Source organism: Microcystis sp. LE19-195.1E (genome assembly GCF_027532095.1).
Classification (GTDB): Bacteria; Cyanobacteriota; Cyanobacteriia; order Cyanobacteriales; family Microcystaceae; genus Microcystis; species Microcystis aeruginosa.
On the sequence record NZ_JAPZSZ010000085.1, the window covers coordinates 1 to 13,109 of the forward strand.

Genomic DNA, 13,109 nt, shown 5'->3' on the forward strand with positions numbered 1-13,109 from the left:
GCACTGAACAAGGAACCGCCGAACACACCAGCAACACCTAACATATGGAAGGGGTGCATCAGGATGTTATGTTCTGCTTGGAACACGAACATAAAGTTGAAGGTTCCAGAGATTCCTAAAGGCATACCATCAGAGAAAGAACCTTGTCCGATGGGGTAGATTAAGAATACAGCAGTAGCGGCGGATACAGGTGCAGAGTAAGCTACACAAATCCAAGGACGCATTCCTAAACGGAAAGACAGTTCCCACTGACGACCGAGGTAGCAGAAGACACCTAGTAAGAAGTGGAAAATGACTAACTGGTAGGGACCACCGTTGTATAACCACTCATCTAAGGAAGCAGCTTCCCAGATGGGGTAAAAGTGGAGTCCAATCGCGTTGGAAGAGGGAACAACCGCACCGGAGATGATGTTGTTTCCGTAGAGTAGGGAACCAGCTACAGGCTCGCGGATACCGTCGATATCTACAGGAGGAGCGGCGATAAAGGCGATGATGAAGCAGGTGGTGGCGGTGAGCAGGGTGGGGATCATGATGACACCGAACCAACCGATGTATAAACGGTTGTTGGTGCTGGTGATCCACTGGCAGAACTGCTCCCACAGGGAAGCGCTCTCGCGCTGTTGTAGAGTGGTGGTCATTGGTTTATGATTCCTATTAAGTTATCGAGGTACGATTGATGATGTCTCTATCTTAGAGAGTTTGTAACGGTTTGTAAAGGGGTTTGAAACTATTGTTACTTATACCATTGATAAGCTGAGGTTATGAAAAACCCTAGATCTCGAACTCAGGTTAGACTAAAAAGAGAAATTTAATCATAATGGCGGTTGTCATGACTATGGTAGAAAAAGTTCGTAAAACCGAGGCGGAATGGCAGGACCAGCTAACTCCCGAACAGTTCCAAGTTACTCGCAAAAAGGGAACAGAACGGGCTTTTACGGGTAAATATCACGATAATAAAGAAAAAGGTATTTACAAATGTGTCTGCTGTGGTACGGAGTTATTTACTTCTGACAGCAAGTATGATTCGGGTACTGGTTGGCCGAGTTTCTGGACCGCTACTAACGAGGCTAATATTAAGTACGAACGAGATGTTAGTTTTTTCATGGTGCGGACAGAGATTGTTTGTGCCGCCTGTGATGCTCATCTCGGTCACGTTTTTAATGATGGTCCACCCCCGACGGGAAAACGCTATTGTCTCAACTCTGCCGCTTTGCAGTTTGAAAAAAATCCCTAAAGCAAAAAGAGGTCTGGAAAGACCTCTTTTTTTAAGTTCCAGTGGCAGCCAATTACAGTAAACCTGTATTAGTTCCAGGTTTGCCGGTAGCTAACTGCACTTTGACAATTTTGCCGCCCATTTTCATGATGCGTTGTTGCTCACGAAACCAATTATCGTAGGGAACGAGTTTGGTGAAATAGGTATTTTGTAATTCCCGTTGTGTCCGAATGCGGCTTTGACTTGGAACACAAGCGGTGATTTTGAACATCCGCATGGATTGATTTCTCCTAATCGCTGAAAAACTTGTCGCTCAAACTAACGAAGGCTTTTTCCTAAATTGACATCCTCACCGCCGTAAACGGACGGTGATTCCTCACCACGCCACCTTTTTAGGGTGGTCGCGTCAATGGGGTTGACGCTTCACCGAAAAACGCTTAATTGCTTAAGTCTGACACTTTCGACCCGTCCATTTAAAGTCTCCGAATGCCCTTCGGCGACTGATTTAATTTTGGTTTATACATACCGACACAGGGTATGTTTTGCCTCTAGCATGGAGTTCCCAGCGGCCGTCAGCTTCCCCTTACTCATCGTCAACCCGTTGCAGGAATTTCAACCTAGTATATTTATTCGGTCGTATCTATGATAGGGCGGGTTTTTTAGACCAGTAAGATTTTAACACAAAGCCGCCCTAAAAGGGGCAGGGTTTTCAACCCAAATTTTCGATAACAAAGGTCGGGAGTCAAGGATCAATACTAGCTCGTCAAAACCTATCTTGGACAGATTCAGCCTTTAAAGACCTAGCACTCATCCTCGGCTTCCCGAACCCTATTTTGTCCGAGTTCGTTATTTCTAGCTTAAGCCAGAGCTAATGTAGTCGAAGTAAATCCCCATTTCTTTACCCGCATCAGCACCGACTAAACTAGCGGTGACTTCTTTCATCGCTTGGATAGCTTGAACAGTGGAGGAGATGGGTACACCTAAAGAGTTGTAGGTTTCTTTCAGGCCGTTGAGAACGCGCTCGTCGAGGATAGAAGGATCTCCAGCTAACATAGCGTAGGTAGCATAACGGAGATAGTAGTCGAGGTCACGGATACAAGCGGCGTAACGACGGGTGGTGTACATATTGCCACCGGGACGGGTTACGTCAGAGTATAACAGGGACTTAGCCACAGCTTCCTTAACGATACCAGCAGCGTTGGCGCTAATGACACTAGCGGCGCGCACGCGCAGTTCACCGGTGGCGAAGTAGCCTTTCAGTTTGCCGAGAGCAGAAGCGTCAAGGTATTTGCCTTGAACGTCAGCAGAGTTGATAACAGAAGTAATTGCGTCTTGCATGGTGGTTCTTCCTTGGGTTTTGCTTAATCTTAAGAGGTTTACGAGGGGTGTGTCTAGAACAATTCACAAAGGAATTATTCTAGGACATAGAGCCGATCACGTAATCGAAGTAGGAAGAAGCTTCAGAAGCATCGTCAGAAGACATAAGACCAGTAGCAACTTCTTTCATTTCGCGAACGCTTTGAGCTACGGCACCGATGTCGGTTCCTAAAGATTTGTACATTTCACGCACACCGACCAAACCGATTTCTTCAATCGGGGTGACATCACCAGCAACTACTCCGTAGGTGATTAAACGTAGGTAGTAGTCCATGTCACGCAGACAGGTAGCGGTCATTTCTTCGCCGTAAGCGTTGCCACCGGGGGAAACGATGTCAGGACGTTTTTGGAATAAGCGATCGCCAGCTTGTTTGACGATGGTTTCGCGAGCGCCGGTCAGGGTTTCGGCGATGCGTAAACGAGCGGCACCACTGCCAACGAAGGCTTTAATTCTGTCTAGTTCGCCGGGGCTGAGGTAACGAGCTTCAGCATCAGCATTCACGATCGATTTCGTGACGATACTCATTGATGGATTCCTCCCAACTAAGTGAGATTAATAAACTTAATCTGACATTTTATAGCAGTTGTGGTCACTACGCTCAAGTTATCTCGTTTCCGCCTCAGCGTCTCAAGACTTCCCTAGCTAGAGCGACCTAACGCAACTATTTTGCGGCATCTGGTTCACCTTCTCACTATTTTCGTAATACTTTTTAACATTTGCCCTGAGAAAGGATCACCGGAGTGGGGTGTGGGGTGTGGGGTGTGGGGTGTGGGGTGTGGGGTGTGGGGTGTGGGGAGAATAAATAAAAATAATCTCCTGACGACCGACGACCGACGACCGACGACTGATTTAACCTAGCCAATTAATTGCCCCTTTAATCCAGTCTTCCGGCTGAGTATTTTTACTAAATAAAGCATCTTGACTGAGGACTGCCATAGCTCGATCGATCTCCTCCTGGCTGTATCCTAAAGCTAAAAGGGTCATCTGCACATCTTCAAGGATTTCCGCTGCTGGTAGTATTGCTGTGGCTGTCGTCGTCGCTTCTTTTAGCTGTCGCCATGCTGCCAATTTAGTTTTTAACTCTAAAGCGATTCTCTCTGCTGTTTTTAAGCCGACTCCGGGGGTTTTGCTCAAAATTTTGGTATTTCCTGTCACTATCGCCACCAAAAGTTCCTCAATCCCCAAGGTATCGATTAAAGCTAGGGCTAATTGCGCCCCAACCCCATTGACGGAAAGCAGTTGACGAAACAGATCTCGCTCTGGGGCGGTGCCGAAACCGTACAATAAAGGCTGCTCCTCGCGAAGGAGTAGGTGAGTAAAAATCTGACGACTATCATTGTTATCTTTGTCGATGTCTAGGGCTAATCGCGAGGGAATTTGGATTTCGTAACCGATCTGGTTTACGTCTAAAATCAAGATCAGTCGGTTATTGGGGGTTTTGATCACCTCGATCGCTTGTCCCCGTAAATAATTAATCATTGATTTAATTCTCCTACGAAAATAACCGAACAACAGTGATGACGGTTTTTACTCCCTGAAGGAATGCAGGGGAGATTTTCATTTTTGTTACAATTGTTAACAGAAGTGAATGGCGTAATTGATAACCTAATTTTCTTGGCGTTAGTCCCCCATAATTGGAGAAGATACAAAATGAATGGCAACATTAGAGTCGGGAATCTCTTTGGAATTCCCTTTTATATTAATCCTTCTTGGTTCTTTGTTCTGGGGTTAATTACCTTAACCTATGGGCGAGATTTAAGTCAGTTTCCCCAGTTGACGGGAATTATGCCCTGGCTCTTGGGATTTTTTGCCGCTATTCTCCTATTTGCCTCCGTGGTTGCCCACGAATTAGGTCATAGTTTTGTTGCCATCGCCCAAGGGATTGAAGTTAAATCAATTACCCTCTTTTTATTCGGTGGGTTGGCAACTCTCGGCAGAGAATCGAAAACTCCTCTAGAAGCTTTTCTAGTAGCAATTGCTGGCCCTTTAGTTAGTTTACTGCTCTTCGGTATCTTCCTAATTATTGGTTCCAATATTAGTTTAAATGCGCCCATGGCGGCGATTCTTTCTCTGCTTGCCTATATCAACCTCGCCCTAGGGCTATTTAACCTGATCCCCGGTTTACCTTTAGATGGTGGTAATATCCTTAAAGCTATCGTTTGGCAAGTAACGGGTAATCCCAATAAAGGTGTTTTATTCGCTAGTCGTTTCGGTCAATTTTTTGGTTGGTTAGCGATTGTCATCGGTGCGCTATCAATTCTCGGAATCAGTCAATTTGGCAGTTTTTGGACGCTATTAATTGGCATTTTCCTCCTACAAAATGCTGGCTTTTCCGCTCAATCAGCTAAGGTGCAAGATTTCCTAAGTCGCTACAGTGCTAAAGATGTTATCTCTCCTAATAGTCCTGTAGTGCCGATTAATTTAACCCTGCGCGAGTTTGCTAATAATTATGTTATCGGTAAACAACAATGGTCTAAATTCCTAGTTACCGATAGCGAAGGTAAACTATTAGGGGTGATTAATGTAGAGGATCTGAAAACGATTCCCACTTCCCAATGGACAGAGGTAAATATCGGCCGGTTATTACAAACTAGCGAAAGTCTCAAACTGGTTTTGTCTAATACTTCCCTCCTAGATGTGGTGAAAATTTTGGAAGGAGAAAATTTAGCTCAAGTGACAGTGGTAGAAGAAAACGGCAGGGTTTTGGGATTAATTGAGAAAGCTTCTATCCTTACTTTTCTCGCCCAAGAAACCCAAAGTCAAACCGCTTAATCAGTGAGCAGTTATCAGTTATCATTTATCAGTTATCAGTGAGCAGTTATCAATTATCAATTATCAGTTATCAGCTAGAATCAGTTAGGTAAATGTAATTTTCACCTCAATATTGATGAATCAGTCTAATCGCTATCTGTTAGGATTTATCCTTGTTGTCGCCGCTTAATGTAACTTTAATTGCTCCAGAAGTTAATAACCATATACAACCAATGCTCGGAGGATCATCATCAAATTTACAAGCAAACAGATATTCTGAATTTATTAGTCTTGTAATTAATGCGAGCATTTTATACCTTATATACAAATGGTTTTCAGGAAAGTATAATTTATGAGTTATCAGTGTTAAGTTTCCGACTCGCAGAATTTTGTCTAGTATCTCCTGACTATACTGACTGTCGCATTGCTTGCCACAATTGCTCGTATTCTCGCTCGGTTTCTGGCGATAAAGGGTTTAAAAAATCGCTTTTTTTGATCGCTTCCGGATTGACAAGTAAAGGATTATTTTTAATATCTGGGGAAATTTGGTCGGGATTTTCAGTGAGAATTAGGGGTGATAATCCGGAGGTAAATAAAGAAATTTTAGTAGCGGATTCTGGTTGCCAACAAAAATCAATCCATTGCTCGACAAGAGAATTAGGAGTAGTTAAAACTGGTTTTACCCACACATCCGACCAGAGAGAAGTACCGGATTTGGGGACAACAACTTTAATTTTCTTATAGCGATCGCTCACTGGTAAAATATCATTAGACCAACCCACAGATAGCCAGACATCACCGAGTATCAGGGGTTGTAAATAATATTGATAACTATAAAATCTTACCTGTTTTTGTAAAGCGAATAGCTGGTCTTTTAGTCCCATTACTTGTTTTAAATCACTAGAATTATAAGAATAACCCAATTTTTTTAGGGTTAAACCGATGACTTCGCGACGATTATCAATTAGGGCAATTTTACCGGTTAATTCCGGTCGCCATAGATCAGACCAATCCTGCGGTCGCCAGTCAAATTGAGAGAATTTTTCCTCATTATAGGCAATTACTGTCATTCCCCAACGGTAGGGCGCACCCCAGACTTTTCCCTCTGTTCGCGGTTGTCCTTGGGCATTGCGAGTCATGTTTTCTTGCCAACGGAGGGGCAGTTTTGACCAATTAGAGAGTTGAGAAGTATCTAGGGGTTGAATTAAGCCGTTGGTAATCGCTTTTCCTAGCCAAGCATCCCCTAGGGTGACTAAATTACCGATCGCTGGGTTTTGTTCCCTAAAAGGAATAGAATTCGAAAATTGTGAGGCTGGTTGCTCCTGATTTTTTAACCATTTTTCCAACAATTTTAATAGCTCTTTCAGCTGCCTTTCCGACTGAAAATTGACTTTTTTTCCGGCAATAGTTTTCCGAAAATCTGTTAGTAATCGCGGCGGAATCGAACCAGATAGGAGAAAAATGCTCGGCTCGCCGCTTCCAGAAGCGCAGCCACTTAAACCTCCCGCTAAGGCGATTGTACCTAATCCTTGCAAAAAAGAACGTCTGTTTAACATATCGCCCGCCGATTTTCAACTTCAACAGTAATAATTGCCAGTTTCTAGCCTTAAATTATTATAGGACGATTTTTAACAGAATGTAAACTAGGGAGTTTTGCCGCTACCGATTTCAGCTATAGATCGGCTTTGTTGTTAACTTTTATGGTAGAAAACTCTGATTTTGTCCTAGTTAAAGCTAGGATAGAAAGAGTAAGCTAAGGAGCGAGGGTATAAGACTATGTTAGACAATAATGACAATGACCAAGATTTTCGTTATTCTTGTCGTTGTGGACAAGCCAATTTTCAGTCGGTAAAACATCGATCAGGTATTTTATTAATCGGGGGAGCGGAAGGAGGTAAATTAGGAGAAGATCAGGCGACCACATGGTTATTGAATCGGGCTAAAGGCGGTAATTACTTAGTGTTGCGCTTTGGCGATCTTGGCGGTCAAGCTGATTGGATTTGCGACAATTACCGCGACCTGATCAACTCGGCGGCGGAACTATCAATTGATAGTCGTGAAGCGGCGAATAATCCTGATGTTATCGAATATATTCGTAATGCCGATATTCTTTTTTTTGCCGGTGGTGATCAAAATCAGTACGAGGATTTGTGGGAAAGCACAAAGGTGGAAACAGCGATCAATTATCTGATCAATGAGAAAAAAGTTCCCGTGGCGGGAACCAGCGCAGGAATGGCTATTCTGGGTGATTTTTACTATGCGCCTACTCACGAAGGAGTACTGAGTTCGGAAATATTAAATAATCCCTTTCACTTCAACACCAAAGACTTCTATCGGAGTGATTTTATTCGGGTTCCTTTTCTCAAAAAAGTGGTGACAGATACCCATTTGGATCGACTCAATCAAGATCATCCCGAAACAAGATATGGTCGCCTTTTTGGTTTTTTAGCCCGCAATGTACACGATAATCACAATCAACTGCCCGCCTACGCTATCGGTTTAGAAGAAGGTGCTTTTCTGGCGATCGATGACCATGGTATCGCCAAAGTCTACGGCAACGGCACCGATAAAGGACAAGATGCCTATTTTCTGCAAACTAACGGGACTCTACCCGAACAGATGGAGCCGGATCGGCCTTTAATCTGGAATAATAACGGTCAAGCGGTGAAAGTCTATCGCATCGCGGGAACTCCCTCCGGCAGCGGTAAATTTGACCTCAAGGATTGGTCTAGTGCTGCTGGCGGTCGCTGGGAATATTGGTACACTAAAGGGGGAATAGCTGGGTTTAAGCGGGTTCCATTAGCCTGAAGGTCATTTTTGTCAAAAAAGTGATTTCTATGGGTGTTATGATTAATTTTGAGGCAATAAGGAGAGTTTTTTGAGCTATGACCCCTGAATTAATCACTTTTGGTCGGTATCTCGCAGGTGAATTTGAAAATCAACGGCAAGCAGAAGCGGAACCGGTGTGGTACGTTCACCTGCGTTTATGGTTGCGTCCGCTGCCTTTATTTCGGGAAGACAGCATCGCTCTTTTTGCCGAACAGGCCAGTATAATCAATTTAGACCAACCCTACCGACCGCGACTGTGGCGATTAATGTGATCGGAATCGGCAGGGTTAGAGGTTAGGCATTATATGTTTAATGACCTGAAATCCGTGCAAGGTGCGGGCAAAAATCCCGATATTTTGCGAAAAATTAGCTTAGAAGACCTAACTTTTCTGCCTACCTGCACTTTATCGGTCAAAGTCAATACTCTCGCTGATAATCAATACCAGTTTATCGCCCAACCGCAACCGGAACAGCGCTGTCAATTCACCTATGAGGGGACAACCTATCAGGTGGCTTTAGGTTTCGAGGTGACGAGTCATAGCCTAAAAACCTACGATAAAGGCCTAGATCCCGGCACTGGTAAGGGAATTTGGGGCGCTCTGCTCGGTCCCTATCAATACGAGAAAAAACGGGATTTTTCGGCAGAATTGGATGTGTGAGGAAGATTGCATCACATTAGGTCAAAATGACGGCAGATGACACCGCAAAGAGCCGCTAAAGCGGTAATTCCTAAAGCTGTACCGATGTCTTGTCCTTGATTGACAGCAAAAGAAGTGACGATTCCCGCACCTAAACCGGCTGTGATTGCCGCTCCGAGAAAATCTTTATCCGAGTTTTTATACATAGAGATAAGGCCAAATTTCGACAAAATCGTGTTTTTTACCTTATCATCCTCTTTTGAGCAACTAATCACCCGGGGGCGGAATTGCAATTAAGCTTTAGATTTAGCCACGTTTCTTAACATTAGATCTCCTGCAAAAATCAAAAATCTGACCTTAGGTGAGGAGACTCTGAGATAGGAGACGGTCGCCAGGAGGAGAAAAAAGACAATAGACAACTATGCCATTCATAAAACCTAAGATTATGTCAAATTTATCTATTTTTTGGGTATTTTGACCCGATAGCGGCTCGAGAACTTACTTTTGCAGGAGGTCTATTAAGTTGGGTAAGATAGATAGGAGGTAAAATCGATGAAATTAGCTAAAATCTCTTTTTATGGCTTTTTAACTCTGATTATCTCCCTTTTGCTAATACTGAGTTTTGTTAATGCCAGCAAAGCACAATCGGATACGGCGGTAAGATCGGAGTTAATTAGTCTCCGCAATCGAGTCGAGCGCCTTGAAAGTCAGATTCGAGGAATATCCATCCGCGGGGAAAATGCCGCTCCGATTCCCCAACGGCGATCGGGAACGGGTATAGTAAATGGGGAAGTAGTCGGGGAAAGTGACCCACTGTTCCAGCGTTTAGCCACTTTAGTAATTGAACTAAAGGAAGATTTAAAAAAGCTAGAGCAACGGGTGCAAATCTTAGAAAAAGAAACCGTTAGCCAGAAATCGTAGTCAATTGATGCTATAACGATCGAAAGTTAAATTAATCTCAACTATGCAGTTAATTGATTATGTAATTATCCTGCTTTATCTGGCAGGAACCCTAATAATCGGGATTATAGCCGAGAAAAAAGCTTCTCAAGGTCTAGAATCCTACTTTTTAGGTAATCGCAATTTGCCCTGGTGGATGTTAGGGGTGTCGGGAATGGCGGCTAACACCGATTTAGCGGGAACTATGGTCATTTCTGCCCTAATTTACGCCGTCGGCCCCAAAGGATTATTTATCGAAATCCGCGGCGGTGTTGTCCTAATTATGGCCTTTCTCATGGCTTTTATGGGCAAATGGAATCGCCGCGCCCAAGTTATGACCATGGCGGAATGGATGCAATTTCGCTTTGGAACTGGAAAACAGGGGAATTTTGCCCGAATTATTAGCGCCGTCGCCACTCTCTTATTCTCTATCGGTGCGATGAGTTATTTCTCCGTTGCGGGGGGGAAATTTTTAGGGCAGTTTCTGGGTATGGATGATCGTCTTGCTTCGGTGATATTAATTCTTTTAACGTTAATTTATACAGTCGCCAGTGGTTTTTATGGTGGGGTAATTACCGATTTATTTCAAGGATTTCTGATTTTTGTGGCGGTAATTTATGTATCGACAGTGGCTTTTTTTACTGTCAATCTTCCTGATAGTTTCACGGTAGCAATTCCGGGGGCAGCGGAGCCAAAAACTTGGAATTTAAGCGACTGGGCTAGTATTTTTCCTTCGATGACTTTGGATTTACCCGGAGATTATGCCATCTTTAATTTGTTTGGTGGGGTGATTTTCTTTTATTTAGTTAAAACCATCATCGAAGGTTGCAGCGGCAGCGGTGGTTATATGTTACAACGATACCTAGCGGCCAAAAGCGATCGAGATGCCGGTTTATTATCTTTATTCTGGATTATTCTGCTTTCTTTCCGTTGGCCGCTAGTCACAGCTTTTGCGGTTTTAGGTATTCACTATGGTTTAACTAAAGGCACGATTACAGATCCAGAAAGAATTCTGGCCACGGTGATTACTCAATATATTCCTGTGGGGATGAAAGGGTTATTAATTGCTTCTTTTTTAGCGGCAGCTATGTCCACTTTTAATGCGGTTATTAACGCTAGTGCTGCCTATTGGGTCAAAGATATCTATCAAGCTTTTTTGAAACCAAATGCGGGAGAACAGGAGTTAGTTTTTCAAGGTCGTCTGGCCTCGGTTTTTGTGGTCGTAATTGGCTTAGTTTTGAGTTTTAATATCCAAAATGTCAATGATATTTGGGGTTGGTTAACCACGGGATTAGGGGTGGGATTAGCAGTTCCTCTCCTATTACGTTGGTATTGGTGGCGCTTTAATGGTTATGGTTTTGCCGTGGGAACTTTAGCGGGAATGATTGCGGCTATTGCCTCACAAGCGATAATTTTACCTTTCTTTCGTCACAGTCAATATCAGGAACTTATTCTCTTTCTTGTGCCGAGTTTGTTCGCTTTAGCTGGCTGTATTATCGCTACTTTGTTAACTCCTCCCACCGATATTTTAGTTATGGAAAATTTCTATAATGTTACCCGACCTTTTGGCTTTTGGGGAGAAGTCCGTCAAAGTGTTAAACCTAACCTACAGGCAAAAATTAAAGCGGAAAATCAACGGGATATCATCGCCGCTTTTCTCACCGTTCCTTGGCAATTAGTCCTCTTTATGATGGGGATTGTTTTAATCATCAAGCAGTGGCAAAGTTTGAAGATTTTGGCTTTGGTTTTTCTTTTACTTTCCATCGGTCTCTATTTTACTTGGTATCGCCACTTATCTAAGGAAATTACTGTCACTAAAGACCGAGATTTAGGTTAATCAGTTATCAGTTATCAGATTTGATTTTTAAGTGTGCAGTATGGATTAAGTGAGCCTGATCAAATGCCAGTTTCCTACTGTCTTTTCACTTTACTGAGCACTGAATTAGGAGTGATCCCTTGACTTTTGCGGCGGCTTGGGTTATGATTTTATTATAATGGGACTGTTGTGTTTATGGTTAAGTGCTAAGATTTCCATTATTAGTAAACTGTTTTAAAAATATTTTCCCAAAATCTGCCAAAAAAAGCAAGCAAAATTTTGCCGTCAATTGTTAAGTTTTGTTAAGAAAAATAGCAAGAGCGGCAAGGAATAGAAATCCCTTACCGTTGACTTTGGCCGGACTCACCACTTCTTATAGGGTAAAAACTTACCCGACATAGTAATTTTAACGCGATCGCCTTTAGGGTCTTCCTCCTTATCCACGTCGAGGGTAAAATCGATCGCACTCATAATACCATCGCCGAATTTTTCATGAATCACCGATTTTAGTGGCATTCCATACACCTGCATGATCTCGTAGAAACGATAAATCAGGGGGTCGGTGGGGACAACAGGACCCAATCCCTTGACAGGATACTCGGTTAAGGATGCGACGATTTCGGTTCCCAGTCCCAAAGCTGCCACAATTTTCGTTGCTTCTTCTAGGGAGGCGCTCGCTTGCCGGTAAAAAACAGCGGCAATCCACACCTCATCTCGTCCTAGAATCGCTTCTAGGTCAGCGAAACTCAGGCCTTTTTCCTTCTTCGCTTCCAATAGTTTTGCGGTAATTTCGGGTATCATTGCTTATTTTTGCAGAATTTGTCTGCTTCTAGTTTACCTGAACATCAATTATATAAGTAAAAGTTATGACATTGATAAAAAAATATTCCTTAAAACCCCTTTACATAACTATAAAAAGCCGATAGTATTAACTCATGTCAAACAACGAACCTTGACAACCTAATACATACAGAAATTATCCAACCATGACTACAACTCTACAACAGCGCGAGAGCGCTTCCCTGTGGGAGCAGTTCTGTCAGTGGATCACCAGCACCAACAACCGTCTTTATGTCGGCTGGTTCGGTGTGATCATGATCCCCACCCTGCTCACCGCCACCACCTGCTTCATCATCGCCTTTATCGCCGCTCCTCCTGTAGATATCGACGGTATCCGCGAGCCTGTAGCTGGTTCTCTACTCTACGGAAACAACATCATCTCTGGTGCAGTTGTTCCTTCCTCCAACGCGATTGGACTCCACTTTTACCCCATCTGGGAAGCAGCTTCCTTAGATGAGTGGTTATACAACGGTGGACCCTACCAGTTAGTCATTTTCCACTTCTTACTAGGTGTCTTCTGCTACCTCGGTCGTCAGTGGGAACTGTCTTTCCGTTTAGGAATGCGTCCCTGGATTTGTGTAGCTTACTCTGCACCGGTATCCGCCGCTACTGCTGTATTCTTAATCTACCCCATCGGACAAGGTTCTTTCTCTGATGGTATGCCTTTAGGAATCTCTGGAACCTTCAACTTTATGTTCGTGTTCC

Annotated in this window: 15 protein-coding genes and 1 pseudogene; 7 read left to right on the forward strand and 9 right to left on the reverse strand. The window is 43.5% G+C overall.

Features of this window, described 5'->3' with window-relative positions; all coding sequences use genetic code 11:
• Positions 1-638: photosynthetic reaction center family protein (locus O9300_RS05215; protein WP_502846388.1), on the reverse strand; the 638-nt coding region annotated here is incomplete at its 3' end.
• A 179-nt stretch (positions 639-817) separates the two neighbouring features.
• Here O9300_RS05215 and msrB point away from each other — a divergent pair.
• Complete coding sequence (gene msrB / locus O9300_RS05220) at positions 818-1,234, forward strand: peptide-methionine (R)-S-oxide reductase MsrB (RefSeq protein WP_287730323.1); 417 nt, start codon at positions 818-820, stop codon at positions 1,232-1,234.
• Between the two features lie 52 nt (positions 1,235-1,286).
• On the opposite strand, the gene O9300_RS05225 is transcribed toward msrB, so the two are convergent.
• The 5 genes from O9300_RS05225 to ruvA form a co-directional block, all read right to left on the reverse strand.
• Positions 1,287-1,490, reverse strand: coding sequence for a phycobilisome linker polypeptide (locus O9300_RS05225; protein ID WP_002739162.1), 204 nt, complete (start codon positions 1,488-1,490; stop codon positions 1,287-1,289).
• Positions 1,491-2,065: 575 nt separating this feature from the next.
• The gene (apcB, locus tag O9300_RS05230; protein WP_002738786.1) at positions 2,066-2,551 is read right to left on the reverse strand and encodes an allophycocyanin subunit beta; all 486 of its coding nucleotides are present in this window, start codon (positions 2,549-2,551) and stop codon (positions 2,066-2,068) included.
• Positions 2,552-2,630: 79 nt separating this feature from the next.
• On the reverse strand, positions 2,631-3,116 hold the full coding sequence (apcA, locus tag O9300_RS05235; protein ID WP_002739012.1) for an allophycocyanin subunit alpha: 486 nt from the start codon (positions 3,114-3,116) through the stop codon (positions 2,631-2,633).
• Positions 3,117-3,300: 184 nt separating this feature from the next.
• On the reverse strand, positions 3,301-3,453 hold the full coding sequence (locus O9300_RS05240) for a hypothetical protein (protein ID WP_287970418.1): 153 nt from the start codon (positions 3,451-3,453) through the stop codon (positions 3,301-3,303).
• Positions 3,441-4,070: a Holliday junction branch migration protein RuvA gene (ruvA, locus tag O9300_RS05245; protein ID WP_287970420.1), complete on the reverse strand. Its 630-nt coding sequence runs from the start codon at positions 4,068-4,070 to the stop codon at positions 3,441-3,443. The genes O9300_RS05240 and ruvA overlap by 13 nt, the downstream gene beginning before the upstream one ends.
• A gap of 63 nt (positions 4,071-4,133) precedes the next feature.
• Here ruvA and O9300_RS05250 point away from each other — a divergent pair, with 63 nt between their 5' ends.
• Positions 4,134-5,363 carry a site-2 protease family protein gene (locus tag O9300_RS05250; RefSeq protein WP_287970422.1) on the forward strand — a complete coding sequence of 410 codons (1,230 nt, stop codon included), beginning with the start codon at positions 4,134-4,136 and terminating at the stop codon, positions 5,361-5,363.
• 386 nt (positions 5,364-5,749) lie between these two features.
• Here O9300_RS05250 and O9300_RS05255 read toward each other — a convergent pair whose 3' ends face one another.
• Positions 5,750-6,898, reverse strand: a complete 1,149-nt coding sequence (locus O9300_RS05255; protein ID WP_287970424.1) for a substrate-binding domain-containing protein — start codon at positions 6,896-6,898, stop codon at positions 5,750-5,752.
• 220 nt (positions 6,899-7,118) lie between these two features.
• On the opposite strand from O9300_RS05255, the gene O9300_RS05260 reads away from it, so the two are divergent.
• Both O9300_RS05260 and O9300_RS05265 read left to right on the forward strand, forming a co-directional pair.
• Positions 7,119-8,150 (forward strand): cyanophycinase, encoded by a 1,032-nt coding sequence (locus tag O9300_RS05260; protein WP_190722004.1) that lies wholly within the window; start codon positions 7,119-7,121, stop codon positions 8,148-8,150.
• Positions 8,151-8,227: 77 nt separating this feature from the next.
• A pseudogene (locus O9300_RS05265) lies at positions 8,228-8,830 on the forward strand (chromophore lyase CpcT/CpeT).
• 11 nt (positions 8,831-8,841) lie between these two features.
• Here the strand turns inward: O9300_RS05265 and O9300_RS05270 are convergent.
• A complete protein-coding gene (locus O9300_RS05270; RefSeq protein WP_002791720.1) occupies positions 8,842-9,015 on the reverse strand; it encodes a hypothetical protein in 174 nt (57 codons plus the stop codon).
• 346 nt (positions 9,016-9,361) lie between these two features.
• Between O9300_RS05270 and O9300_RS05275 the strand changes: the two genes are divergently transcribed.
• Together O9300_RS05275 and O9300_RS05280 are read left to right on the forward strand one after the other, a co-directional pair.
• On the forward strand, positions 9,362-9,730 hold the full coding sequence (locus tag O9300_RS05275) for a hypothetical protein (protein WP_004163447.1): 369 nt from the start codon (positions 9,362-9,364) through the stop codon (positions 9,728-9,730).
• 43 nt (positions 9,731-9,773) lie between these two features.
• Positions 9,774-11,585, forward strand: a complete 1,812-nt coding sequence (locus O9300_RS05280) for a sodium:solute symporter family protein (protein WP_287970425.1) — start codon at positions 9,774-9,776, stop codon at positions 11,583-11,585.
• A gap of 342 nt (positions 11,586-11,927) precedes the next feature.
• Here the strand turns inward: O9300_RS05280 and cynS are convergent, their stop codons facing one another.
• Positions 11,928-12,365: a cyanase gene (gene cynS / locus O9300_RS05285; RefSeq protein ID WP_012264521.1), complete on the reverse strand. Its 438-nt coding sequence runs from the start codon at positions 12,363-12,365 to the stop codon at positions 11,928-11,930.
• A gap of 185 nt (positions 12,366-12,550) precedes the next feature.
• On the opposite strand from cynS, the gene O9300_RS05290 reads away from it, so the two are divergent.
• A partial coding sequence (locus tag O9300_RS05290; protein ID WP_502846389.1) for a photosynthetic reaction center family protein occupies positions 12,551-13,109 on the forward strand: 559 nt, incomplete at its 3' end.

Bases quoted from the DNA above. Each gene is read 5' to 3' on its own strand.
- msrB (WP_287730323.1), top strand. From the start codon at position 818: ATGGCGGTTGTCATGACTATGGTAGAAAAAGTTCGTAAAACCGAGGCG.
- O9300_RS05225 (WP_002739162.1), bottom strand. From the start codon at position 1,490: ATGCGGATGTTCAAAATCACCGCTTGTGTTCCAAGTCAAAGCCGCATT.
- apcB (WP_002738786.1), bottom strand. From the start codon at position 2,551: ATGCAAGACGCAATTACTTCTGTTATCAACTCTGCTGACGTTCAAGGC.
- apcA (WP_002739012.1), bottom strand. From the start codon at position 3,116: ATGAGTATCGTCACGAAATCGATCGTGAATGCTGATGCTGAAGCTCGT.
- ruvA (WP_287970420.1), bottom strand. From the start codon at position 4,070: ATGATTAATTATTTACGGGGACAAGCGATCGAGGTGATCAAAACCCCC.
- O9300_RS05250 (WP_287970422.1), top strand. From the start codon at position 4,134: ATGCAGGGGAGATTTTCATTTTTGTTACAATTGTTAACAGAAGTGAAT.
- O9300_RS05255 (WP_287970424.1), bottom strand. From the start codon at position 6,898: ATGTTAAACAGACGTTCTTTTTTGCAAGGATTAGGTACAATCGCCTTA.
- O9300_RS05260 (WP_190722004.1), top strand. From the start codon at position 7,119: ATGTTAGACAATAATGACAATGACCAAGATTTTCGTTATTCTTGTCGT.
- O9300_RS05270 (WP_002791720.1), bottom strand. From the start codon at position 9,015: ATGTATAAAAACTCGGATAAAGATTTTCTCGGAGCGGCAATCACAGCC.
- O9300_RS05275 (WP_004163447.1), top strand. From the start codon at position 9,362: ATGAAATTAGCTAAAATCTCTTTTTATGGCTTTTTAACTCTGATTATC.
- O9300_RS05280 (WP_287970425.1), top strand. From the start codon at position 9,774: ATGCAGTTAATTGATTATGTAATTATCCTGCTTTATCTGGCAGGAACC.
- cynS (WP_012264521.1), bottom strand. From the start codon at position 12,365: ATGATACCCGAAATTACCGCAAAACTATTGGAAGCGAAGAAGGAAAAA.